Genomic DNA, 26125 nt, shown 5'->3' with positions numbered 1-26125 from the left:
ATGGCAAAATGGTCAAGTATGGCAACGGCGGCCTCTTCCTCGCCAACGGAGCCAACACCTTCGGCACGAACGGCCAGATCGGGCTGGAAATCTGGGCCAGCACCCAGAACACGGCGACCAGCATTGTGGGTTCCACCTCGCTCACCGCAGGCACCGCGACCACGGGCGTGTTTGGTGTGGGTGACATTAACATCCTCGCTGGAGGACAGCTCCGCCTTGCAGACATCGGCAACATCGCCTTCCAGAAAGTCACCGCTGTGAGTGATGACTGGGCCTTTGGCGGCATCGCCTTTGGCAACAACAACAACGGCACCGCGCTCACCCAGGCCAACATCCTTGCAGTGCTGACCACCGGTCCTGCGGCCGACGGCAAAGTGCAGTTCAGCACCACGGGCTCCAGCCTCGGCGTCATTTCCCTCGACAACGGTGTGCAGTATGGAGCACTCGACATCGGCGCGATGGAAACCGCTCTCAATCAAAGCGGGGCGGTGGAGCATCTCTGGCTCGGCACCTCAACCAACGGCGCGATCAACCAATACTACTTTGCCCCGACGCTGGGCGCCTCCACGGATGGCGTCTATCGCTTCGGCGGCGGCGGCAACCAGGGCACCATGCAGATCGGCGTGGGCGCGTTTGAAAACGTCCTCACGGGTTCCAGCTCCGTCCAGATCGGGGCCATGGTGGCGGTCAACGCCTACTCCAACCAGCCCGTCATCAACGGCAATACCAACATCACGCTCAGCACCCGGAACAACTACACCGGCGACACCTGGGCGAACCGCAGTTCCACGCTCAATATTGCCAACAACTTCGCCCTGGGCAGCGGCAAGCTGATCATCAACAACACCACGGATGGCGGTTTTAACATTGGCCAGGGACAGACGGGTGCAGTGAGTGGCGGTGGCTTCAGCATCCTCAACAACGTGGATCTTGTGGCTGACTTCCGCTCGGCCGGCACGAACTTCGTGCTGCGCGGCAACGTCAACCTCACGCCGGCTGGCGTGGGCGGCACCCGCACGATTGAAAACACGGCGGAATTGAGCATCCTCGGCGTGATCAGCGGCGTGGACGGCAACCTGATCAAGAGCGGCACCAGCAACCTGGTGCTCAATGGCATGAACACCTACACTGGCACGACCACGCTGACGGGCACCTCTGTCAACGGCAACCAGGCCCAGGCGGGCATCCTCTATGTCGGTACAGACGTGCTGCCGAACGTGGCTGGCGCCCTCGGCAACACCGACTCGCCGCTGTTGATCACCAATGTCGCCGCGGGCTCCGTCGCTGCGACCACCTTCGCCGCCCTGGGCCTCTCCGGGCAGATCACATTTGGTCGCGACATCATCATCAACAACCCGAATGCTGGATCGAACATGTCGATCTTCAGCAACTCGCTCTACGGGTCGAAGATCACCGGGGGCATCGGCATCGTCTCCGGGAGCGCGGACCGCACCCTGACCCTTTTCGCGATCACCACTGGCCGCCTTGAACTGCTTGGACCGATTTCCAGCAATGGCAACCTGCACAGCATCCTCATCGGCAGCACGGCGACGACCGGACAATTGGGCAACGGCGTGGTGTTCATCGGCGCGGGGCCAAACGGCTACTCACAGAACACCTACACGGGCAACACGACTCTGAACAACGCCCGCGTGGTGGTAGGTGCAAATTCCTACTACTCGGGCGCAGCGAATGCGCTGACCATCATCAGCGGTCCCTTCGGTACTGGTACGCTCACTTTCGGCTCAGGCAATAACAACGGTGGCACCTCCATTGGCTCGAATGGCGTAGACCGGATCATCCCGAACGCTCTCGGCACGCTCAGCACCGCAGCCAACCTCTCGATGACCTTTGAAGGCCGCGGCAACCTGACCTTCATCAACACGGCGGCGGCGTGGAACCTCAATTCCGACGCGACGCTGCGCAACCGCAACTTCGTGGTGAACACCACTCAGGGGGTGATCCAATTTGATGCTGGTTTCACGGCAAGCGGCGCAGGTGGTGCCAACCTGCTCAAACTAGGCACCGGCATTTTGGCGATCACTGGCAACAATGCGGCCTACAACAAGACCACTGCGGACGGCAACTATGGCACTTCATGGTTCATTGATGCGGGCATGCTGCGGGTGACCGCTGACATCAACCTGGGTGATACGACGCCGATCGCTGTTGGCAGCCCGGCCCACACTGTGGCCGGCCTGCCTACGGACGTGCGTCTGCGCGGCGGTGTGCTCTCCGTGGGTGGTTCCTTCACCACCTCCCACCAGCTGATCCAGACAGCGGCGAGTGCCATTGGCGTTTCAAGTGGGTCCACTTTCGGGGTGCCACTGCCTATCACCGGTGCCTTCGGCCTGACCAAGCTCGGCGGCGGGACTCTGGTGCTCAATTCGACCGCGAATGCCAACAACAGCCTGACCATCGGCGGCATCGGCAGCGGCGGCACCGTGATGACTCAGATGACGAGCGGCACGCCGTTCGGCACGGGTGCGATCACTCTTACCGACGGCACGCTGCAGCTTCAGGGAACGGTGGGCACCGCTCCGTTGGGTGTCACTGCAAGCGCACAGACGGCGGTCAGCTACATCCTCACGGTCAGCAACGCTGCGGGCATCGTCCCTGGCATGACCATCGCTGATTCCACTACTCCCGCCAGCATCACGGCGGGAACGCTGGTCACAGCGGTCAATGGCAACGTCCTTACTCTGAGTGCTCCGACGGCGGGGATTGTGGCGGCGTCTGATGCGCTGACGTTCGGTGTCGTCAACCAGGCGCTCACGGTGACCTCGATGACCTACAACGCAGGCCGCGTCCAGTTGACCAAGGGAACCGGTGTGAGTTCCGCGCTGACCGCGACGGCACTGACCCGCGGAACCAACGGCATGCTGACGGTTATTGCGTCCGACCTGTCCGCAAATCTCGGTGTGAATGAGTTTTTCAAGGTCACGAATTCTGCACCGGCCAATACTGCGAGCGGGGCTGGATTCATCCTCGCCACACCATCTGTCGTTGGTCGTTCCTCAACGGGTGCGGATACCAACTCGCTGAACTTCCTGCGCTACGATGCCACCAACGGCTTCCTCCTGAACAACGCCACCACGGTGGGTGTGTTGAGCGCTTCGGCCGCGACCTCGCTGGCGGACATCACCAGCGCCCAAATCGTGGACAACAGCACCATTGATGTGCTGGACCTGCGTACGAACAGCAGCATCACCGCAGGTGGTGCCTCCTCGCTGCTCCGCATCGCGGGTGCGGGCCTGATCATGAACGGCGGCGCAGTGACATCCGCCGGCCAGACGATCAGCAGCAACCTGCGATTCGGCACGGGTGCGACGCCAACGGAAGCTCTCGTCTTTATCAGCGGCGGTCAGACCGGCGCCTCCACCATCTCCGGTAACTTCGAAGCCACCGACTTCACCAAGGCCGGCGCGGGCACCCTGCTGCTCTCAGGCACCGGCAACATCATGGCTCCGCTGACCACCGGCCTGCGCAACCTGACTGTGCAGGAAGGCACCTTGCGGTTGCCAGCGCCGGCGCAGTGCCTTCCAGCGGTCTGGTCAACCTTGTCATTAACAGCATCACCAATGGCCTTGACCTCAACGGTCAGAATATCTCCATCGGCGGTCTGTCCGGCGTCGGCCGGGTGACGAACACGGGCTCGTCCGCCACTGACGGTGAACACCGGCGTAGGCCAGAAGCACCTATGTTGGAACGATTGATGGCAACGTCGGCCTCACCAAGACAGGGAATGGCACGCTGACCCTTAATCAGTCCCCCATCGCGGACGGCGCTCCGCTGGCCAGCACCTACACGGGTGGTACGATCATCAATGCGGGGCGTGTCACCAGCGCGAACGTCGTCGCCCCGGTCGGCACCGGCACCTTGCCGTGCGCAACACCCTTGCGCTCGGGACCGGTCCCATCACCCTCAAGGGGGATTCTTGACCTCGCTGCCACGGCAGCGGCGGGCTACGCGGCAGGCGAAGTCACGGACAACATCGCCACGATTCAGTTTGGCTCCGGCAGCAGCTACAACATCATCGTTGACCACAGTACAACAGCTTCGGCAACGGCTCGACCTACGCCAATACGACTTCCACGCTCTCAGTGGGTGTCGCTCCCGTGGCTTGGTCGCTGATCAACAACGTGACGCTGAACGCTGCGGCCCTGAGCTGGACTGGCAATTCCACGAACGTCCAGATCAACGGCATCCTCGCTGTCAATGCGGCCGGTGAAACCACGCTCAACACTGCGGCCAATGGCGTGATCAGCGGCCAGATCGCGGCGGCGGGCAAGACTCTCGTGAAAATCGGTGGTCAGACTCTCTTCCTGACCAATGGAGACACCGGTGCCGGTGCTAATGCGGTGGGAGCCTGGAAATTCATGGCTGGCACGACGGAAGTCCGCCTCTCCAACGGAGCCTCCAACCCGCTCGCGGCCGGCGCTCCGATCACCCTGAACGGAGCGACGCTTGTCATCAGCCATGAAGGTGACAACACCGCGAACATGCAGGTGCTGACCACCTTTGCGAACAACAACCTGACCATCGGTTCGACCGCGACGCTCGGCGGCGGCAGCTACATCGGCAGCGGCGGGACGGCTCTGAATCTGACGCGGGCATCTTCTGCTTCGAACAAGACTGTTCAGTTCGGCACGCTGGCCTTCGGCGGTCCTTTGGGCTCTCCTCTGCTGACGCTTAACAACGTTGCGGACAACCTGCAGCTCTCATACAGCTTCACCGGCCTGAGCTTTATCAAGGATGCCCAGATCACCAACAACAGCCGCACAGGCGGCAACGGGAACGTCACCATCAATGGACCGCTAAGCGGCAACGGCACCCTTCTGAAGGGCGGCGGCGGTGGTCTGTTCATCAACAGCGACAATAGCGCCACCTTCAAAGGCGGCTACGTGAGCAATGGCGGCACCACTTTCTTCGGCACCTTCGAAGGCAATATGCTCACCCTGAGCGACACCCCCGGCATCGCAGGACTCGTGACCACTTCCAACCTGGGCACTGGTAACACCCTCATCCAGCCCGGCTCCGCCATTCAATACAACAGCATCAGCAACATCGCCGTCGGAGCTGGCAGCATCGATCTGCGCTCCAATGTCATGGCGAACTACGGGATCCTCCGCATGGCTGCCAATGCACCGCTCTCCGACTTCAAGCTTCTCATCGGCAACCTTGGCGGTCCGCAGAATACCTCCTACTTTGGCCTTGCCGGCGGCAATGGACTCAACGGTGGCGGCAAGAACGCTGGCTCGGCCATCATCGCGCTGAACACGGTCTACACGCAGACGATCAATCTCGCGATGATCGGCGACGGCACCGCCTTCCTCGGCAGCACTCAGAACGGTGTGGGTCTAAACGGCAGCTACAACGCCGCCACCCTTGGAGCCGGCGCAGGCAACACCTACCGCCTCGGTGCGGGTGGCAGCATTCTCTATGTCTCCAGTGACATGGCCAACAGCAACGTGCTCACGGGAGCGGGTGCGGCTCTCATCGTCGGCCTGCCCCACAGCAGTCTGAATGGGGACAATATCACCGCCAGCAACGGTCGTGGCACGGTGGTCCTGATGACCGCAAACAACTACACCGGCAGCACGTTGGTGAACCGCGCCAGCACGCTGGAATTCCGCGGCAGCCTGACGACGAGCAGTTTTGACACCTGGGGCATCCTGACGGCCGGTGGCCTGGGCGGCACCTTCCTCAATGCTGCTGGCACGGCCATGCTGGCCCCGGTCACTCTTCGCAACACCTCGGAAGTGCGCTTCGACTACTCCACCGGTCTGCTCGCCACCACCAAGCTGGAAGGTTACGGCGGCCAGGGCCGCTGGCTCGACTCTCAGTCCATCGACCTCAACAACTCCACGATCCGCCTCATCGGCAACCGCGACATCGAAGTCACGGAAACCGTGGGTGACGTGACCGTGGGCAAGTTTGGTCAGCTCGTTGCCCAGCGTGACTTGCTCGACCGCACCGTGAACCTCGTCATCGGCGGCGGCGCCGGAGTGGACATCACCCGTCTCACGCAGACGAACAACGGACTCACCATCGCCGGCAACTCGGCCTCGCTTCAGATCAACCCGGCCAACGCCGGCGTCCTCGGCAGCGATGAGCGCGTGAAGCTCTCCAGCGGCATCGGGGCCAATGGCCTCGTGGCCCTCGGTGGCATCACCAATGGCATGGTTGCTCCCTGGATTGTCAACGCCACGGATGCGCAATTCCTCACCTACACGCTCGACAATGGTTTCGTGAACGCAGGCTTTGATCGCACCTCGGCTGGTGGCAACATTGCCGCCGCCGGACAGCTCATTGGTGCCAATGACCGTTTCCTCCTCAACACGGCGGTTCTGACCTTTAACGCTGCGGGCCTTGGCATTGGCCTGGATGTCTATGCCGGCCGCTTTGACACGGGCATCACCTTCGGCAACAACATCACTGCAGCCGCCACGGACCGCATCCGCCTCCAGAGCGGTGGCTTTATCAACCCCAATGCGGCAGTCCAGATCTTCACCGGCATTGAGGTCGGGGTAGCGGGCAGCGGCCTGAAGGAGTTCAACATTTACAACCAGAACAACGTCACGATCGGCACGATCACGACCCAGACGGCATCCAGCACCGTGCCGGGATTGTCGCCTACGACCACGGGTCAGATCACGAACGCCAGCAACGTTGTCAAGCAGGGGGGCGGCACCTTGGTCATCGACTCCCCGCAGGCCAGCTTCAGCGGCAACTGGATCGTGAATCAGGGCAGCATTGCCTTCCGCTCCACGACCGTGCAGGCCAACCTCGGCGGCACTGCCACCCTTGCCCAGATGAACGCCGGCACGAACGGTCTCGTGGTGATCAATAACCACGGCGGCCAGCTGCAGCTCCGTTCCGATACCGCCAATACGGTCTACAACCTCGGTCTCGTCATCGGTGAAGGCAATGCTCAGGCCACGATCAACAACGACCGTGCAGCAGCAACCACTGGCACTTTCCTAAGTATCCTGACCGGCGGCATCCGCTTCGGTGGCGCTCCTGGGGAGCAAGGCCAGACCTTGTTTGTCAGCAACGCCGCCAACAACGTCGCCATCCAGGTGAACGGTCCGCTCGTTCTTAGCGCGGCCACCATGGAAGGTGCTCCGGCCTACAACTACATCCGCCAAGACCCCAACCTGACCGTTTACGGCCAGGTCACGGGCGGTGCGACCTTGGTCCACTCTGGCGGCGGCACCCTCGAGCTTGGCAACGGCTTCACCGCATTCAACAACGGCATCAACACCTTCACTGGTGGCCTGCAGAACGTGCAGGGTACCATCAACGTCCGAGGCACGACGACCGGCGTGGTTAACCCGTTCGCTGGGGCGGTCAACAGCCTGATCAACAACGGCGGCATCGGCTCGGGTGATGTCACCATGTATAGCGGCACGCTGAACCTGCTCATCGACGGTGCCAACACCACCGCTCGTGAAAAATACTGGGTGGGCAACAATGCCACCGGCAACAACCTGATCATCAACGGCTCCTCGACGGTGACAGTGAACCGCAACATCGCCGGTACCGCCGCCAACAAACATCTCGCCTTCAAGGACCTCACCATCGGCAGCTCGACCCTGACCACGGGGATTGGCAACACCTACGTCCTGGAAATCAATGGATCTACCAATCTGACCGGCACCCCGACACTCAATATCGGCGGGGAAACCCTCCTCAACGGAGCCATCAGCGACGGAGCTGGCTCAGCCCCCGGCACTATCGGCCAGGCGCTCATCAAGGGCGGCGGCGCAAGCCTTTGGATCAACAGCGCCGCGAGCACCTTCGGCGGACTCTACGCGGGCACGGTGGGAGCCAACGGCCTCGGCATTGTGGTCAACGGTGGTCTGCTGCGCTTTGGTGACGTCAACAGCGAGAACGGCACGTTCATGAACCTGAATACGATGCTGCGTGGCAGCACGATCCGGATCAATCCGACGGGCGGAATCTTCCTCACCAACCCGGCCAATATCAACTTTGGCACCGGTCAGGTGGAACTGCTCAGCTCCGGTTCGCAGATGTCTCTCTTCCGCATGTCGAATGCGGCCTTCAACCAGGCTTATGTGCAGAATGCGCTGAGCAGCAATTCGAATGGGGTGATCGCGCTGCAAACCTCCATCGCCAATCCCTTGAATCTCGCCACCATCGGCAACGGGCGCTCCTTCCTTGGTGCCACCGCCAACTCCGACTACACGGCTGAGACGCTAGGAGTGGGCGCCGACAACATCTACCGCATCGGCGGTGGTGGCTCTCGGGTGGCCTTCAATTCGACGGCAGCAGGGAACATGGGTGTCTTCGTCGAAGGGACCACTGCGGGCACTCGGGTGCTATTTGGCAACCAAGCCGGCAACGGCAACAGTGGTGAAACGGACCTCTTTGACATCAACACCTACACCGGCGGCACCATCATCAGCCGCTCCTCCAGCCTCTTGACCCGCACCGCGACCTCGGGTGCCAACGGCCCGCTCGGCAACGGAGGCGCGGTGGACATCTTCGGCCAGCTCCGCCTCTACAGCGGCGCGACGATGCTCAACTTCGCGGGAACGGCGAACCAATACGTCGTCAACTTCCACCCCGGATCAGTGCTCTGGCTGGACAATGAATCCTCCACGCAGAACCGTTGGTTTGACACGACACCGATCAATCTGGACGGTGCGCGGCTCTACCTGCGTTCGGTGAACGTTGCCACTCAAACATCGACGGAAGTGGTGGGCGACATCACCTTCTCCAGGGGTGCCTCGATCCAGGTTCAGAAGGGTGTTGCCGCCGGTGACATGCAGTTGACGACGTCCAACCTTACTCGGTCGGGTGTTGGCAGCACGCTTTCCCTTATCTCCACCGCCGCGAACCTAGGTGTGGCGGGTAACAATGACTCGGAGCGGGTCGTCGTCACCGGAACCAGCACCGGAGCCATCGTCGGCGGCATCAAGCCCGCCTACTACGTCAACACCACCGACAACACATTCGTGACCTACGGTGCCAACGGCTTTGTCAATGGCACTTACAGCAACACCTTCAACGCGGGCACCTTCACGGCAGCCACAACGGGCACCAGCGTGGTGGACATCACCACCGCCGCCATGGTTCTCACCCAGGATCAGACGGTCTATGCGCTACGCACCAGCCAGAACATCAGCAGCGGTGTCGGCCAATACAACACCCTCACCTTCGCCGACGGTCCTTCCGACGCGGAGCGCGGCGGTATCATCACCACCGGCACGCCGACGATCGCGACCAACCTGAAGTTCGGCACCAATGGCGACAAGGAAGGCATCATCTACAACACCGGCACGACGTCGCTCACCGGAGACATCTACGCTGGCAGCATGACGAAGTTTGGCGCAGGCGCCCTGGTCATCGGCAAAGACCAGACCGCCGCCGCCAACGGCACGGGCTTTGCTGGCAACTGGACCGTCAACGGCGGTGCCCTGACCCTGAACACCTTCGGTGCTTCCGGCGACGGCGGCACGATCACCCTCAACGCCAGCGGTACAGCCACAGCTGCCGGGACCACGCTGAACCTGCTGGCGCAGCCCGGCAACTCGCTCAACGGACAATACACGATGGGCCGCATCATCTCCGTGGATAACACGATCATCGTGTCGACGCCGAACCTGACTGACAGTGTTGTGAGCATCAGTGACCTTGAGTCCTTCTCGACTGACACGACTGGTCTCTCACCGGCCCGCCTCCGTGTGCAAACCGGCAACACCCGTTCCGTGTTGAATGCAGGAACGCTTTTCCTCACCGGCGCGGGAGGCTCAATCCTCGACATCAGCGCGGCTGCTGTGAACAACCAGATCACCTCTGGTGCCACGGGTTCCGGCCTGAACGTCATGGGCCTGAACGGAAGCCGCGACCTCATCAAGTGGGGCAACGGCTACCTCTGGGTCGGCGGTAATAACACCAGCTTCACCGGCAAAGTCAGCATCGAACAGGGTGCGCTCGGCGTCACCAACGCCAATGCCCTTGTCAATGCAGCCAGCATCACCGCGCGGCGCTACGGTGTCCTCGACATTCTCACCACCGGCTTCACCAAGGCCGTGACCTACGAGGCCGGCTCCATCGAACGCTGGAGCGTGGACAATGCCCGCAGCGGTACGATCAACCTTGGAGCGGGCTCGCTCCAGGTGAACGCCGATCAGAACACCACGGTGGTGACCATTCAGATCAACGGTGGTGCCATCGAAGGATTCCTCCGCACGGATGATGTCTCCAGTGTTAACTCTGGCACGGTCTTCCGCACCTTGGGGGCCGGTGTGAGCATCAGCCTGCTGGGCAACTCGTTCGTCGGCCAGAACGCTTTCACCGATGGCCCTAACGGCACCGACAATGGACGCACGACCACCCTGACCACTGGCGTCGGCTCGGATACCAACAACAGCAGCGAGCTGACCGATACGGCCCGTGGCGCGATCCTTGAGATCAAGGGCAATATCAGTGGTGCAGGCAGTCTGACCAAGCAGAGCATTGACACCGTCATCCTCTCGGGCACGAACACCTACAATGGTGGCACGAACATCGCCAACGGTACGCTCCGGCTCGCCTCGGCCGCCGCCCTGCCCAACGGGACCAACGTCACTACCTCCAGCCGCGGTGTTCTTGATCTTGGCGGGTTCAACGCCTCCATTGGCAATCTCAACTCCTCGGTGATCACGGGTGCGGCTTTCAGCAGTTCCAGCGGTTTCATCACCAACAGCGCGACTGTGATGAAGACACTCACCGTGACTCCCACCACGGACAGCATCTACGGCGGCGTGGTTCAGAACAACGTCAACGTCGTCAAGAGCGGCAGCAAGAAGCTCGTCTTCACCAACGTGAACACCTACAATGGTGACACCACGGTGAGCGATGGTGTGCTGGAAGTCAGCCACGTCACCGCCGGTGCCATCGACGGCATTTCCGGCAGCTCCTCCCTGACGGTAGCCAACGGCGCCACCTTCAACCTGCTGACCGGCACCACAGGCGGGGTGCTGACTCTGGCGCCTTACACGGGCACGATCCTCACGCTTGCCGGTGGCAGCCGTCTTGGTGTGGAAGTGGGAACCACAGGCAGCAGCATCCTGCTGAACGCCGGCGCCAAGGCACTGGTGACGGGCAACGTCACTGTGGATGCCTATTTCCTCAGCGGACAGACGCCGGGGGCCACCTCCACCATCCTCGAGGCGGCATCTGGCGGCCTGGTGAACACCAACGGCAGCTCGGGCACTTACACCGTAGGAAACCTCTACAACGTGACCAACTTCACGGTGACCAGCATCACAGCCACGGACACCCTGGTGTACTTCAACACTGCCTCTACGGCAGCCCTCACGGCAGCCTACTGGAAGGGCGGCTACAGCGGTGCGGCCAATGTCTGGGCTGTGTCCGACGGCGCCACCTCCAGCAACTGGGCGACGGATCTGGCCGGTACCGCCACAGGACTGGTGCCTAGCGCCAGCACGGATGTGTTCCTCTCCGCCACCAGCAACACGAACCAGAACAGCATGGTGCTCGGTGCCAACATGAGCATCAAGAGCCTGACGGTGAATGCTCAGAGCGCCGGCAGCAACGTGGTGCTGAACAGCGATGGCGGCTACACACTCACCATTGCGACCAACATCACCACTGACGTGGACTCCAGCGCGGCCACCATCAACAGCAACGTGGCTCTCAGCGCGGCCACGGCTACCATCACGGTCAACTCGGCCAATGCTCTCACCATCAACGGTGCTGTGAGCGGAACAGCCATCACGAAGGCTGGTGCTGGCACCTTGGTCCTCGGTGGAGCCAACACCTACACCGGCGTCACCACCGTGAGCGCAGGCGTGCTCAGCCTGGCCAACAGCCTGGCTCTGGGAACGATTGCCGGAGCCACCACCGTCTCCAGCGGTGCATCTCTGGAACTGCAGGGCGGCATCAACGTTGCCAACGAGGCTGTGACCATCAATGGCGCAGGTGCCTCGGGTGCCGGTGCACTCCGCAACCTCAGCGGCGACAACATCTACAACGGTGCTCTCACTCTTGGCAGCAACTCCACCATCCAGTCTGACGCAGGCAGCCTCTCCATCTTCGGCCCTGTGGGTGGCACCGGGCTTGCGCTTACTGTGCAGGGAGCTGGCAACACGATCATCAGCGGTGTCATCGGCACTGGTGCTTCTGGCACTCTGATCAAGAACGACGCCGGCACCCTGACGTTGGCCAATGCCAACACCTACACCGGTGCTACGACGATCAATGCTGGCACGGTAAGCGTCTCCAACGCCACGGGCCTTGGAACCACGGCAGGAGCTACGACGGTGAATGCAGGCGGTGCGCTCAACGTCAATGGCGTCACGGTGGCAGAAAGCCTGACGATCAACGGCTCTGGTGTCTCATCCACGGGTGCTCTCACCGGAACTGGCATTGCCACCGTCAGCGGCACTGTGGCGCTGGGCAGCAGCAGCATGGTCGGAGCGGCTAACGCTACGGACGTCCTCACCATCAGCGGTGTGATTTCTGGTGCCACCTTTGACCTGACGAAGGTGGGAGCCGGCACCGTGGCCCTGACTGCGACGAACACCTATACGGGCAACACCAACGTCTCGGGAGGCACCCTTTCCATCGGCAATGGAGGCACGACCGGTGCGATCGCCACAACAAGCACGATCAGTCTTGGCACGGGCGGCGTGTTTGCGGTCAACCGGAGCGACGCTGTCACTCAGGGGACTCAGTTCACAGCCACCGCCATTACTGGCACGGGTGGGTTTGCCCAGACCGGAACGGGTGTGACAACCCTGTCCACGACCGGCAACAGCTACTCGGGAGGCACTACGGTCAGCAATGGCGAACTGCGGGTGACTGGCAGCCTGACCGGTACTGGTGTGGTGACAGTCGCCGAAACTGGTGGTTCGCTGACCAACGCGGCGGTTCTGGCAGGTGCTGGCGACGGCACGACCACTGGCATCATCGCCGGTGCGGTCAATGTGGGGGGCGTCAACAGCGTCGGCATCCTGACCCCGGGCGTCACTTCTGCCAATGCAGACAAGGGCACGCTGACGATCACCGCTGACAACACTGCCCTGACAGTGGCCACCGGCTCGCAGATCCAGCTGGGCATCACCAATCCGACATCTGCCGCAGTGGTGGACTACTCCGGCATCTACAACATCGGGTCCAACACCTATACCAACGCCAACGACTACTTTGCCGCACTGGGGGCAGGTGCAGATGTTTACACCAAAGGAGCGCCGACAGCCTCCACGGACATGGACTTCATCAATCTGAGCGGCAGCAACAGCACCTTGACTGTTGGCAACCGTGCGGGTGGCGCATGGGGTCAGGGATCCATCGTGGTGAACTCGGTCGGCACCGTCAACGTGCAGAAAGGCCAGGTCTTCAATCTGATCGACTGGAGCGGTGCCAGCATGAGCGGCGGCTTCAATGTGGGCGCCTTCAACACCTACGATGCAAGCACCAGTGTGATTGCTGGCGATCTGGACCTTGCCGCGCTCGGCGCAGGCCTGTCCTGGGATGTCAGCGCCTTCAGCACCTATGGTGTCCTGGTCGTGGTGCCTGAGCCTTCCCGCATGCTGCTGCTGATGTTCGGTCTGCTCGGCCTCTTCTACCGCCGCCGCCGCTACAGCCGCCTGTAAGCGGGACTCATTCAACAAAAAGCCCGGTCGGCCTTGGTGGCGCGATCGGGCTTTTTGATGTCTGCTGGTGAACCGGACGGGTTTGCAGCCAGGGCCAGGGATGGAGGGGAAAATCAGCCGGGCAGGAGCCTGGCGGCGATATTGCGGGCGGTTTGCATCAATTTTGCCTTCTCCTCGGGAGTGAAATCATATGGCACCAGCTTGCCGATGCCCAAGGTGCCACAAAGGCGGTCGCCATCCAGTACCGGGACGGCCAGGGTCCCTTGCACCTGGGTCTGTTTGGCACCGGGTTTGGCCACGCCGGAGGTGTCTGTTTGCAGATTGCACATTTCCACGGGTTCCTGGCGTTCTGCGGCCACTCCGGCGATGCCTTTGCCGACGGGGATGGACTGGATGATGGGCATCAGGGCTTCCGGGATGCCTTGGTGTGCCACGAGCTTGAGATGGCGGTCCGCCGGGTCCAGGCGGTGCAGAGTGCCCGTGGTACAGCCGAAATCCGCGATGGTTTGGGTGAGGAATTCAGCCCAGATGGGGTCGGTGGAGGAAAACATGACGCAGGGAAGGGGGGTGAAGTCGGGATTTGTCGTTGTCGCGGCGAAAGGGGGCGTTATTCTGCCGCCATCTTCGTTTCTGTCATGAAAACCTGCTCTGCTTTTTTTGTCCTTCTTTGGGTGACCTCTGCCATCGCGCAGCCCGCCGCCCCGGCCAACACCCCCATTGTGGCCAAAAGCACCTACCACCCCGACAATTCGCATTCGGAGACCATCGTTGACAAAACCACGAACGAACTCATCGAGTCCACCTACAACGCCGGCGGGGCGCTGGTGTCGAAGAAGCACTACCTGCTCAATGAACGCGGGCTGCCCACCCAGGGGCACATCTACGACGGACGTGGCAACCTTGTGGCCCGCTCCCAAGTCTATTTTGATGCTTACGGGCGCGCCACGGAGATGCGCTCCTTCAACCTCAACGGCCAGTGCTATCAGCAGGTGGTCTATGAATACGATGCCAGGGGCGTCGCTAAAAAGCCCAAAGTCGTCAATGTCAATCCCAGTGCCGCTCCCTCGATCAAGCCGGGAGTCATTGATTTTACCAACAATGCGGCTCCTGGAATGGTGATGCCACCCCAGCAAGGAGCACCTGTGCAGGCCCCGACCCAGGCCCCGGCGGAACCGAAGAAAAAATCGTTCTTTGGGCGGTTGTTCGGCAAGTAGGAACATACAAACACGGCATTGATGGAAGCCCCCGCACCCGGCCAGCGCTGGATCAGTCAAAGCGAGCCCGAACTGGGTCTCGGAATCGTCAGCAGCATTGAAGGCAATTTTATAGACCTGCGCTTTCCTGCCGCAGGTGAAAAGCGGCGCTACGCCCGCAACGGGGCCCCCCTGAGGCGCGCCAGTTTCAAGGCGGGCGACAAAATCACCCTGCGCGACGGTGCGGAGCTGCAAATCGACTCTGTTGCCTCAATTGACGGGGCTTTGCTCTACCATTGTGGTGCACGCCGCATCCCTGAGTCTGAACTTGCCGACACACTCAGCCTTGGAGGCCCACAGGAGCGGCTGCTGGCCGCGAGTGTGGATGACCTGCAAGCCTATGCGCTGCGTGCTGAAGCGGTGGAGTGGCGCTGCCGCATGCAGGCCTCGCCGGTGCGTGGTTTCATCGGGGGGCGAGTCGATCCCATCCCGCATCAGATGTCCATCGCCGCAGACGTCACCGGGCGCCTGCTGCCGCGCGTGCTGCTGGCGGATGAAGTGGGTTTGGGGAAAACGATTGAAGCGGGGCTCATTCTCCACCGGCTGAACCTCACGGGGCGTGCCTCGCGCATTCTGGTGCTGGTTCCTGATGCGCTGCCGCATCAGTGGTTCGTGGAGCTTCTGCGCCGGTTTAATCTCATGTTCAGCCTCTTTGATGAAGAGCGCTGCGCGGCCATCGAAGCGGGAGATCCTGAGGGGAATCCCTTTCTCGACAGCCAGCTGGTGCTCTGCCCGCTGTCGCTCCTGAGCGGCTCATCCAAGCGTGCGGAGCAGGCTGCGGACGCTGCCTGGGACCTGCTGATTGTGGATGAAGCGCATCATCTGGAGTGGGCTGTCGGAGCGCCGGGGGTCGCGTATCAAGTGGTCGAGGCCATCGCCAGGCGCGTGCCCGGCGTGCTGCTGCTGACCGCCACGCCGCAGCAGCTTGGCGCTGAAGGTCACTTTGCCCGTCTGCGTCTGCTAGACCCGGACCGCTATGGTGATCTGGACGCCTTCCTGGCGGAATCCACCCGCTATGAGCAGGTGGCGCAGGTGGTGGATCGCATCCTGCAAGGCGGGCTCATGAGTGGGGCGGATCGTGAACTGTTTGGCAGCCATTCGCCACGGGTGCAGCAGCATGCCGCCGAGCTTGTGGGAGGCGATGAAACCGCGCGTCAGCGACTTGTGGCGGACCTGCTGGATGAATTTGGCACGGGTCGCGTGATGTTTCGGAACACCCGTGCCGTGATTCAGGGATTCCCGCCGCGGAAGTGCCATCTGCGGGAACTTGTTCTTGAGGCTGGGGCGACACCTGAAGAGGCGCTTGCCCGATGGCTTGCCGCGACCCTGCGCGAACTTGGGGAAGCCAAGGTGCTGCTCATCTGCCGCACGCGCAAGCTTGCTGAAGACACCCACGAGCGCCTGCTGCGGGAGATCAATGTGCATGCCGTGCTGTTTCACGAAGGGCTCACTTTGATGCAGCGAGACAGGCACGCTGCGGCGTTCGCCGATCCCGAAGGGGCTCGCATCCTGATCTGCTCCGAGATCGGCAGCGAAGGCCGCAATTTCCAGTTCGCGCAGCATCTTGTTTTGTACGATCTGCCCCGAGATCCGGAACTGCTGGAGCAACGCATCGGACGTCTGGACCGCATTGGTCAAAAGGGGACGATCAACATTCATGTGCCGTTTATCGCAGGCAGTGAAGGGGAGGTGCTGGCGCGATGGTATCATGACGGTCTGGACGCCTTTGAACACAGTCTGCAGGGGGCCACGCAGCTTCTGCACAGCTTTGCTGCGGAGATCGAAGAACTCTGCACCGGCTTCAATGCCAAAAAGCTGGCCGACTGCATTCGGCGCACGAAGGCGCTGAGTCTGGAAGTGCGCCAGAAGCTCGAGCGCGGCCACAACCGCCTGCTAGAGCTGAACTCGTGCAAACCGCGCCTCGCGGCGCGCATGATCGAGCGCATTCGCGATGTGGATGCGGGGCTGGATTTCGAGCGCTTCTTCATCCGACTGCTCGACCACTTCGGCATGCACATCGAGGAGATGACGCACCGGACCTGGTATATTCGCCCGGACAATCTCATCACGGACGCGCTGCCATCACTGCCGGAGGAAGGGCTTACTTTTTCCTTTGATCGTGAGCGTGCGCTCTCGCGTGACCACGAGGCGTTTCTGACCTGGGATCATCCGCTGGTTTGCGCGGGCCTGGACGTGCTGCTCGGCTCTCCTGCGGGCAATGCCGGATTTGCGTTTTGGAAGGCGTCAGGCGGTGAAGGGCTGGTGCTGCAAACGTGCTTCATTGCGGAGTGCATCGCGCCACCTGCGCTACATGCTGCACGCTTCATGCCTGCCATGCCTTTGCGGGTGGCGGTGGATCATCAGGGCAGGGATTTGAGTGCGGATCCTGCCTTCACCCGGGCCAAGCTGACGCCGGGTGATCCGACACGGACGGTCGAGAATGAAACGGTGCGCCATAAGCTGCTGCCCACCATGCTGGGCAAGGCTCAGCAACTTGCCGAAGCGCAGCTCAAGACGCTGCAGCAGCGAGCGGTGGCGGCCATGCGGAAGCAGATGGATGAGGAGATCTCCCGGCTCGAGGATCTGCAGGCGCGTAATCCGCATGTGCGGCCTGAGGAGATTGATGCCTTGCGTGAGCAGCGGGATGCGCTGGCGGGGGCCATTGGTGCGACCACGCTGCGTCTGGATGCGGTGAGGCTGGTACTGAGGCTGAAGTGAAAGAGGGGGGCGAGGGTAAGAGTGCTGTCTGATCGCGGGGCAAACTTGCTGCGGAGTTCTTTGCAGTCGCTGCTGGTGGCCGTGGGGTGTGAAGGCGTGCCGGGTTTGCTTCCCGGTCGTGTGGTGCAGTACCCAGGGTCGCCTCGCTTAGGCTCGGCTGACCCTGGGCTCAATTACGCAGCCCTTTCAGGGCTGGTGTTTTGCGGAGCGTGAAGGCGAAGGATTGCGTCTGGATGACAGGAGTCTTTGAGAAGAGGGCTGGATGTGCGAAGATGCCGAATTGATGGCGGTAGAGCGTTTCCATTCTGCGCTTCGCTCAGAAAGGGAAGATGGACAGAATGGACCTTTCCAAGGTGATTCTGGCTGTCTCGAGGCGGCTGATCTGCCGCTGAGTGATAATAAGAAGGGGGATCATTGCTGATCCCCCTTCGGTGAGTGTTGAATTGAAGGGATCAGGATGATCCCGTTGCTGGTCAGGCGGGCACGCCGGTCAGGCCTGGGGCCATGCCGCCGTCGTCTTCGTCTTCACGTTTCACGGGACGTGCGTCGGGAGCCTTGGGAAGCGGAGGCGGGGGTGGTGGCTTGCTCTTGTTTTCGGGCGGGTTGATGAGGCGGCCGTGGGCCATGATTTCCTTGATGTGGGTGCCGTCGAGGGTTTCGTACTCGAGCAACGCGTGGGCGAGGACATCGAGCTTGTCCTTGTATTTGAGGAGGACTTCCTTGGCTTTGGCGTAGGCTTCGTCGATGAGGCGTTTGACTTCCTCGTCAATCTTCTGGGCGGTGTCCTCGCTGTAGTTGCTGCTGCCACGACCCATGAAGGCGTTGCTTTCGTTTTCGCCGTATTCGATCATGCCGAGCTTGGTGCTCATGCCCCAGGAGCAGATCATGCTGCGGGCGATGCGGGAGGCCATGCGGATGTCTCCACTGGCACCGCTAGTAACGTCACCAAACTGAATTTCTTCGGCCACGCGACCGCCCATGGTGACAATGAGGTTGTCGATGAGCTCGCTCTTGCGGTGGGTGAACTTGTCTTCTTCTGGCAGCATCATGGTGACGCCAAGGGAGGGACCGCGAGGGATGATGGTGACCTTGTGAAGAGGGTCGGTGTGTTCCAGCACCTCGTTGAGGATGGCATGGCCGGCCTCATGATAGGCGGTGTTTTCTTTTTCCTTCTCGGTGAGGGCCATGCTGCGGCGTTCGCGGCCCCAGCGCACCTTGTCACGGGCTTCTTCGAGCTCGGGATTGGTGATGGACTTCATGTTTTTGCGCGCAGCGAGCAGAGCTGCCTCATTGAGCAGGTTGGCGAGTTCCGCGCCGGAGAAGCCGGGGGTGCCACGGGCGATCTTGGAAAGGTCGGCGCTGTCGGCCAGCTTCACCTTCTTGGCGTGAACGCGGAGGATTTCCTCGCGGCCCTTCACGTCGGGAAGATTCACGGTGACCTGGCGGTCAAAACGACCGGGGCGAAGGAGGGCAGGGTCGAGCACGTCGGCGCGGTTGGTGGCGGCGATGATGATGATGCCTTCCTGGGTGTCAAAGCCATCCATTTCGACGAGCAAAGCATTGAGGGTCTGCTCACGTTCGTCGTGACCACCGCCCATGCCGTGACCGCGATGACGGCCCACGGCGTCGATTTCGTCAATGAAGATGAGGCAGGGAGCGTTCTTCTTGCCCTGCTCGAACATGTCACGCACACGGCTGGCACCGACACCGACGAACATTTCGACGAAGTCAGAGCCGCTGATGCTGAAGAAGGGCACATCGGCCTCGCCTGCGATGGCCTTGGCGAGGAGGGTCTTGCCGGTGCCGGGAGGGCCGGTCATGAGGACACCTTTGGGGATTTTGCCGCCGAGGCGCTGGAACTTCTTCGGATCCTTGAGGAACTCGACGATTTCCTGCACTTCTTCCTTGGCTTCCTCAACGCCGGCCACGTCCTTGAAGGTGACCTTGTTGCGGTCCTGGGCGAGCATTTTGGCCTTGCTCTTGCCAAAGCTCATAGCGCCACGGCCTGCGCTGCGAAGCTGCTGGCGCACGAGGAAGTAGAAGAAGGCGAGGATGACCAGCAGGGGCAGCAGGAAGCCGATGAGGGAGGACCACATCTCATTGTCATAGACGGGGATGAGCACGAGCTTGTGGGCGTCGAGCAGCTTGTGGAGCTCCTCCTTCTGAAACTCAATGTTCACTGCGACGCTGAAATCCTTGGAATCGGATTTGGCGGCTGCGAGGGCGGCAGGCTTTTCAGGGATGTCTTTTGCGGGCTCGGTGACGAGGGGTTTCGTCACACCGGGAGCTGCCGGCTCGGCGTCGCCCGTTTTGACCACAGGCGGCGTGATGGTGGCAGGCATTGGGAAATAGCTGCCTTGAATGACCTGCTTGGAGGTGGCGTCGGAGTTGATGAGTTCCAACGGCTTGTTGGAGTCGATGAGGTCAGCTTCGACGTATTTTTTGAATTCTGCGTAGTTGAAAACCTTGCGGCTGCCTGCCAGGCCCTTGTTCATCATGAAGCCCGAGATCAGCAGGGTGATCGCGAGAGCGAAGAGCATGAAGCCACGCCAGTTGAACTGCGGATCTTGGTTGCGACGGTTGGGGCCGTCGGGGCGATTGTTGAAGGGGTCGTCAGACATGTGCGGGGGGTGTTACAACTAAGTAACGCGAGTCCGACCATACACGCCGGTAATTTTTTTGCAAAATGCGATTCGCCGGGGGTGCCGCCACCCTTTTGAGGGGGGTGAAGCCGGGGACTAACGTCCAATAGGGATGCGTTTGAACTCGCGTGTGAGGCTGGTCAGCGAATCCTCGACTCCCATGCGCTCCAGGCTGCTGGCACCGACGAAACCGTCTGCGGAGGTCTTGCTGAGGATGAATTCCACATCCTTGGGGGTGTTGATCGGGCCGCCGTGGGTGAGGGTGAACACGTTTGGGTTCACGCTTTTGGCAGCGTCAATGATGTCCTGGGTGACTTTGACGGTATGATCCCAACTGACCACGGCATTGGTGACGCCGATGCTGCCACCGACGGTGGTGCCGACGTGGGCGATGATGGCATCTGCGCCGTTCTTGGCCATTTTGATGGCTTCCTCGGGCGTCGCGACATAGACGATGCTGAACATGTCCATGCGAGTGGCGAGGCCGACCATTTCGAATTCTTTTTCCACGCTCATGCCGGTTTCTTCGAGGACACCGCGGAAATGACCGTCGACGATGGTGTGAGTGGGGAAGTTGTTCACGCCGGAGAAGCCCATCTCCTTCACGCGGCCCAGCCAGTGCCACATGCGGCGGCGGGGATCGGTGGCGTGCACGCCGCACACGACGGGGATCTCTTTGACGACAGGGAGGACTTCGTACTCGCCGATTTCCATGGCGATGGCATTGGCATCTCCATAGGCCATGAGGCCGCAGGTGCTGCCGTGGCCCATCATGCGAAAGCGTCCGCTGTTGTAGATGATGATCAAATCGGCCCCGCCTTTTTCAATGAACTTGGCGCTGATGCCGGTGCCTGCGCCAGCGGCGATGATGGGCTCGCCCTTGGCACGGGTGGCTTTGAGACGATCCACGACTTCTTGCTTCGAGTAGGGATTTCCGATTCCGGTCCAGGGATTGGGCATAAGAGTGAAGTTTGCGATTTTTTTCAGTGGCTGGCGCTACGCGTGTTTGCAGTTGTTTGAGAAACTATTGCAAACCACGGCCAACGACTGCAAACAATCGCAAACTGACGTTTATGCACGCTCGAAATGCCATCCAAGAGCTATCCGAAACGCACACTCATGGGGCGGACACGGAGTATCGCATGGTGAGGGGTTCGGAGAGGGATACGCGGGCGTGGCTGCGCAGCGCGCCGCTGTGTGGCACGCTGGCGACGCACCGGATCGCGCATGCGGGGGTGATGACGGCGCGTGCGCCCTACCGGATCGTGCGGATGCATCAGGGGGGCTTGTATTTCCTGGCCTGTCTGGAAGGGGAGGGGCGTGTGCTGGTGGATGGTGTGTGGAAGAAATGCGGTGCTGGCATGGCGGTGGCGCTGCCGCCTTTCATGGTGAACGCCTTTCACGCCGTGCCGGGCAAAATCTGGCGCTGCTGCTGGGTGCGCTATGAGCAGCAGCCGGAGCAGACGCCGATCCTGAGCAGCAGCTCCCCCCTGATGGCCCCCTTTGCTGGTGGGGCGCTGTGGAATGCCATTGAGGGACTCATTGAGGAGGCTGGAAACGCAGCGCAGCCCGCCGCGATGTTTCACTGGGTGGAACTGGTGCAGCACTATATTGAGCGCTTTGCGCAGCCGTGGCAGGTGGATGACCGGCTGCACCGGATCTGGGAAAAGGTGTCTGCGAATGTGGGCTATGACTGGACGCTGGATGAGCTGGCGCACCAGGCGCATGTGAGCGCCGAGCACTTGCGCCGGCTGTGCCGGAAGGCGCTGGGGCGTACGCCGATGCACCATGTGACGTGGCTGAGGATGCGCAAGGCGGCGGAACTGCTGAGCACGACGAATTTGAAGATCGAGACGATCTCGCACGAGGTGGGGTATCAGAACCCGTTTGTGTTCAGCAACACGTTCAAGAAGTGGATTGGGTGGCGGCCGAGTGAGCACCGGAGCCGGATGGATGGGTGATGGATCGGCTGATGATTGGTGCTGGGGATTGAGGTCCCTTTTTTTGACAGGATTAACGGGATTTCAGGATTAACGCGGCGTGGATTTATGACGGCGATTCGCGGCGGAATTTGTGGTCCGATGGGCGAGGACTTCGAATCTGCGACGGGAATCCTGCGTCGTTTGTTGATCTTGTTAATCCTGTCGAAACGACGGATGAATGACCTTGAATGTCTCAAGCCGTGGATTTGGGACATTGTTACAGGGAGCACCGGGGCGGGTGCGTCAATCATCCCCGTCTTCGCGGGAGATGCCGGCGTAGAGTTCGGGGAAGCGGCGTTCGAGGGACTTGGGGGTGATGTAGCCGATGAGCTGGGCTTCATTCCAGTCGGCGAGACCCCAGAACTCGTGCGGGAAGGCCATGATGACGGCGGTACAGGTGGGGACCTTGGGGATGTTGGCGCGGGCGAGAATGTGTTCGGCGAAGTCGTGGAGGCCGGGATTGTGGCCGAAGATCATGGTGTGATTCCAGCTTTCTTCAAAGCCGCGCATGATGTCGAGAATGCGGTCGGCATCGGCGAGGTAGAGGCGGGATTCCAGCAGGAGGCTTTCCACGGGCATGGCAAAGGTCTCGCGCATGATCTGTGCGGTGCTCAGGGCGCGCAGGGCGGTGCTGGTCACGAGCCGGTCCGGCAGTGGGAGCAGAGCTGGGGAATCGGCACCGCCGAAGTAGGTGCGGTGCAAAAAGGTGGCGACTGCCGGAGCGGCCCGCTGCCCGCGCTCATTGAGCGGGCGATCATGATCTGCGAGTCCAGGCTGTCCCCAGCTGGATTTGGCATGACGCACGATGGTGAGGTATTTCATGAGTTAAGAGCGAGGGACGGGGCGGGGCGGAAAAAATGACGAATGCATGAGCGAAATATCCTGCGGCAGCGGGGACCTTCGTCATTTGGTTTTACTCATTCGGTATTTGCCGCTGCGCAAACACGAAATGGCGTGACCTGTTCAGGCGGCCACTTTTTCGAGTTTAATGGGGTAGGTTTGAAAGGCATTCCACTGGCAGACGACGAGGTCGCCATTGTCGAGGACGCAGACATCGTGCCCATGGTCGAAAATGCGCTCGGCCTGCATGAGGGGTTTGAGTTTGCCTTCTTCATACACGGGTTCGGTGCCGCCGGGAGCGCTGACGACTTTGCCAGTGGCATCGAGGATGACGGTGAAGCCGCTGGGGTTTTGCGGGAGCTTGTTGATCTCGGGGGTCTTGGACCAGCAGACGCCTGCATAGAGCTCCTGGCCGGCAATCACGGGGCGGCAGACCATGGCGCCGGGGACGGCGAGGGTTTCGAGGTATTTGCCGTCGAGGGTGAAGCGGCGGAAGCAGTTGTCGACGCGTGAGGTGACGATGACGGTGGCTTTGTCAGCGCCCTGACGGGTGTCGATGGCGATGCCGTGGGCGTTGTTGAGGCGTTCTTCGGCGGGGACGCCGTCCTTGCCGCCGAAGCGCTGGATGAACTTGCCGCGTGCATCGTAGCGCAGCACGAACTGGGAGCCGTAGCCGTCCACGACGTAGATGTCGCCATTGGGGGCGATGGCGGTTTCGGTGGGGTTGAAAACCATGTCGGGCTCATAGGCACCGACGCTCATGGGATGGCTGATGGAGAAGATTTCTTTGCCGGCGAGATCGGTCTTGGTGATGCGGCCGGTCTGGCGATAACCGCCGCTGCCGGACTTCCACAGGCCGCTGTCGGTGACGAAGAGGAATTCTTCGCCGTTTTCATTGGAGAGAGTCAGGCCATGGCCGCCGGGCCACACGCTGCCCCAGGAGTCGAGGATGGTGCCGTCGGGTTTGAAGACGAGCATCTGATTGTCCCAGTGATCGCCGATCATGAAGAGGCGGCCGTCTTTGAGCTGGACCATTTCGTGGCAGTTGAGGATGGGGTGATGGCGGCCCTGGCCTGCGGGCACCCATTCCTTGTTCACCTTGTAGCGATGACTGCCGTGACCGATGACGACGTCCTTTTTCGGGTCAGGCGCGGCGCGCAGGGTTTCAGTGAAACTTGCGGCGGCGGCGGTGGCGAGACCGGAGAGGAAGTGGCGGCGTGTTTTCATGCGGAGCGGGAGCTAACGACGCAAGCACGCCTGATCCTGCGCTCAATGACGTTTCATCATGGTGGCCACGCGATGGACCATCTGCGTGAGCTCGCCGGCTTCGTAGGGCTTGGGAAGGACTCCGACAAAGCCGCGTTCTAGAAAGATCATCTGCACTTCTTCGGTGACGCTGCCGCTGGTGCAGACGACGCGGGCATCAGGATCGAGGTGGAGGATCTCGGCGGCGGTCTCGGTGCCATTCATGCCGCCACGCAGGGTGAGGTCCATGAGCACCACATCGGGCGGTGTGCCGGTGCGGAAGAGGCTGTGGTAAATGCGCACGGCGTCCTGGCCATTGTCACACTGCACGACTTCGTAGCCGCAGCGGGTGAGGATCATGTGGGCGACTTTGCGGAGGTCGTCCTCGTCATCGACGATGAGCACGGTGCCTTTGCCATGTTTTAGCGGAACCGGAGCAGCGTCAGCAGGGTTGAGGGGGCGGGTGCCGCCGGAACCTGCGGCAGCCGGCAGAAAGACGCTGAACTCGGTGCCGATGTTGGGTGTGGAGGTCACGCGAATGTCTCCGCCCATTTCATCAATGAAGCGTTTGCAGGTGGTGAGGCCGATGCCGTTGCCGTCGGCCTTGGTGGTGAAGGATTCGCGGAAAAGGCGGTCAAGATTTTCCCTGGCAATGCCGCAGCCGCGATCACGCACGATGACGTGCACGTGCTTGCCGGGCTTGAGTTTGCCGTCTCCGGCCGGACCCACCAGATAGTTCGCCGCCTGCACATCCATGTAACCGCCGTGCGGCATGGCCTGGATGCCGTTCATGACGAGGTTTTGCAGCACCTGGCTGAGCTTGACGGGATCGGCAATGGCCTGGCGCAGGTTCTCGTCGTTGCGGACGCAGACATGAACGTTGGAGCCGGCACCGGCGAATTCCACGGTGTCGTGGATGAGGGAGACGATGTCGGTGGGTTCCAGCTTGCGGGGGGAAGACTTGGAGGCGGTGACGACCTGGGAGGTGAACTGCTTGGCGCGCTTCAAGCCGGCGAAGACGAGCTGCAGCTCCTGAGCCAGGGCCGGATGCTCCTGCACCTGTTGAATCAGTGCGGAGAGGCGGACGGTGACGGGGCCGAGGAGATTGTTCACGTCATGAGCGATCCCTTGGGCGAGTGCGGCGAGGTTTTCTTTACGCAGCAGTGCGGACTGTGCGTCCAGATCATCGGCGGCGGGCTTTGGCTCAGGCTTGGCGCTGGCTGCGGAGGCCGGGGCCTGAGCTGGGCTGATGAGAATGGTGAAGTTCAGCAGCTTGCGCATGCTGTTGAAGACGGCGCGCACGCGCCATTTGCTGGGCACCGGGGTTTGTGTGCGCAGGCTTTGCAACTGACATTCACACTCATGGCAGCCGCCTTGATCCACAGCCAGGCGCAGGCTGTGCTGGAGAGTGGCCGCATCTCTGGTGCCGGCCACGAGATCATTGAGGCCCAGGCCACGAAGTCCTGCCTCCGGATCGGCACCAGCCAGCATGGCGGCGGCGGCATTGCTGAAAAGGACCTTTTGGCCGCTTTTGACATCACTGGCTTCACTTTCGACGATCACCACGCCATCAGGGACCTGATCCAAGGCGACGCGGAGGTAATAATTAGCGACCTTGAGATGCTCCAGCCCCTGCTCCAGTTCAGCGATGGCTGCTGGAGTTGCGGAGGAAGTGGAGAGGGAAGAAGTCATGAATTATCCGCGTGATTCTGACCCATTTAGCAATCTTGGATAATTAAGACAACTTTAATTTTTGATATTCTAGATATTTCTGACTCCCATATTTGAGAGCAGTCGTATGCGGAAAATCGACT

Annotated in this window: 12 protein-coding genes; 5 read left to right on the top strand and 7 right to left on the bottom strand. The window is 61.3% G+C overall.

All coding sequences use genetic code 11. From position 1 onward, the window contains the following. Positions 1-3644 (top strand): beta strand repeat-containing protein (locus tag ACILSL_RS05850; RefSeq protein WP_395731061.1); only part of this gene is annotated, 3644 nt, incomplete at its 5' end. A gap of 474 nt (positions 3645-4118) precedes the next feature. After that, positions 4119-13631 carry a beta strand repeat-containing protein gene (locus ACILSL_RS05845; protein WP_395731060.1) on the top strand — a complete coding sequence of 3171 codons (9513 nt, stop codon included), beginning with the start codon at positions 4119-4121 and terminating at the stop codon, positions 13629-13631. Positions 13632-13744: 113 nt separating this feature from the next. Here the strand turns inward: ACILSL_RS05845 and ACILSL_RS05840 are convergent, their stop codons facing one another. Next, positions 13745-14182: a GAF domain-containing protein gene (locus ACILSL_RS05840; RefSeq protein WP_395731059.1), complete on the bottom strand. Its 438-nt coding sequence runs from the start codon at positions 14180-14182 to the stop codon at positions 13745-13747. Positions 14183-14302: 120 nt separating this feature from the next. Between ACILSL_RS05840 and ACILSL_RS05835 the strand changes: the two genes are divergently transcribed. Continuing rightward, complete coding sequence (locus ACILSL_RS05835) at positions 14303-14845, top strand: hypothetical protein (protein WP_395731058.1); 543 nt, start codon at positions 14303-14305, stop codon at positions 14843-14845. A 21-nt stretch (positions 14846-14866) separates the two neighbouring features. Further along, positions 14867-17602 (top strand): helicase-related protein, encoded by a 2736-nt coding sequence (locus tag ACILSL_RS05830; protein ID WP_395731057.1) that lies wholly within the window; start codon positions 14867-14869, stop codon positions 17600-17602. Between the two features lie 169 nt (positions 17603-17771). Here the strand turns inward: ACILSL_RS05830 and ACILSL_RS05825 are convergent, their stop codons facing one another. From ACILSL_RS05825 to ACILSL_RS05815, 3 genes are all read right to left on the bottom strand, one after another. Beyond that, positions 17772-17906 carry a hypothetical protein gene (locus ACILSL_RS05825; protein WP_395731056.1) on the bottom strand — a complete coding sequence of 45 codons (135 nt, stop codon included), beginning with the start codon at positions 17904-17906 and terminating at the stop codon, positions 17772-17774. 169 nt (positions 17907-18075) lie between these two features. Next, positions 18076-20223 carry an ATP-dependent zinc metalloprotease FtsH gene (gene ftsH / locus ACILSL_RS05820; RefSeq protein ID WP_395731055.1) on the bottom strand — a complete coding sequence of 716 codons (2148 nt, stop codon included), beginning with the start codon at positions 20221-20223 and terminating at the stop codon, positions 18076-18078. A gap of 117 nt (positions 20224-20340) precedes the next feature. Beyond that, positions 20341-21204 carry a phosphoenolpyruvate hydrolase family protein gene (locus ACILSL_RS05815; RefSeq protein WP_395731054.1) on the bottom strand — a complete coding sequence of 288 codons (864 nt, stop codon included), beginning with the start codon at positions 21202-21204 and terminating at the stop codon, positions 20341-20343. A gap of 113 nt (positions 21205-21317) precedes the next feature. Between ACILSL_RS05815 and ACILSL_RS05810 the strand changes: the two genes are divergently transcribed. Continuing rightward, positions 21318-22205: a helix-turn-helix transcriptional regulator gene (locus ACILSL_RS05810; RefSeq protein ID WP_395731053.1), complete on the top strand. Its 888-nt coding sequence runs from the start codon at positions 21318-21320 to the stop codon at positions 22203-22205. Positions 22206-22469: 264 nt separating this feature from the next. Here the strand turns inward: ACILSL_RS05810 and ACILSL_RS05805 are convergent, their stop codons facing one another. The 3 genes from ACILSL_RS05805 to ACILSL_RS05795 form a co-directional block, all read right to left on the bottom strand. Next, a complete protein-coding gene (locus ACILSL_RS05805; protein ID WP_395731052.1) occupies positions 22470-23048 on the bottom strand; it encodes a SixA phosphatase family protein in 579 nt (192 codons plus the stop codon). Positions 23049-23189: 141 nt separating this feature from the next. Next, the gene (locus tag ACILSL_RS05800) at positions 23190-24293 is read right to left on the bottom strand and encodes a 6-bladed beta-propeller (protein ID WP_395731051.1); all 1104 of its coding nucleotides are present in this window, start codon (positions 24291-24293) and stop codon (positions 23190-23192) included. Between the two features lie 42 nt (positions 24294-24335). Further along, a complete protein-coding gene (locus ACILSL_RS05795) occupies positions 24336-26003 on the bottom strand; it encodes an ATP-binding protein (RefSeq protein ID WP_395731050.1) in 1668 nt (555 codons plus the stop codon). Positions 26004-26125 lie beyond the last annotated feature (122 nt).

The sequence above is a fragment of the Prosthecobacter sp. genome (assembly GCF_044222345.1).
GTDB lineage: Bacteria > Verrucomicrobiota > Verrucomicrobiia > Verrucomicrobiales > Verrucomicrobiaceae > Prosthecobacter.
Note: the sequence above shows the minus strand (reverse complement) of the source record. Positions and strands in the feature narration are given on the sequence as shown.

What these genes read in the sequence shown, in the direction of transcription:
- ACILSL_RS05840 (WP_395731059.1), bottom strand. Translation starts at nt 14,182, where the DNA reads ATGTTTTCCTCCACCGACCCCATCTGGGCTGAATTCCTCACCCAAACC.
- ftsH (WP_395731055.1), bottom strand. Translation starts at nt 20,223, where the DNA reads ATGTCTGACGACCCCTTCAACAATCGCCCCGACGGCCCCAACCGTCGC.
- ACILSL_RS05830 (WP_395731057.1), top strand. Translation starts at nt 14,867, where the DNA reads ATGGAAGCCCCCGCACCCGGCCAGCGCTGGATCAGTCAAAGCGAGCCC.
- ACILSL_RS05810 (WP_395731053.1), top strand. Translation starts at nt 21,318, where the DNA reads ATGCACGCTCGAAATGCCATCCAAGAGCTATCCGAAACGCACACTCAT.
- ACILSL_RS05795 (WP_395731050.1), bottom strand. Translation starts at nt 26,003, where the DNA reads ATGACTTCTTCCCTCTCCACTTCCTCCGCAACTCCAGCAGCCATCGCT.
- ACILSL_RS05815 (WP_395731054.1), bottom strand. Translation starts at nt 21,204, where the DNA reads ATGCCCAATCCCTGGACCGGAATCGGAAATCCCTACTCGAAGCAAGAA.
- ACILSL_RS05800 (WP_395731051.1), bottom strand. Translation starts at nt 24,293, where the DNA reads ATGAAAACACGCCGCCACTTCCTCTCCGGTCTCGCCACCGCCGCCGCC.
- ACILSL_RS05825 (WP_395731056.1), bottom strand. Translation starts at nt 17,906, where the DNA reads ATGGAAACGCTCTACCGCCATCAATTCGGCATCTTCGCACATCCAGCC.
- ACILSL_RS05805 (WP_395731052.1), bottom strand. Translation starts at nt 23,048, where the DNA reads ATGAAATACCTCACCATCGTGCGTCATGCCAAATCCAGCTGGGGACAG.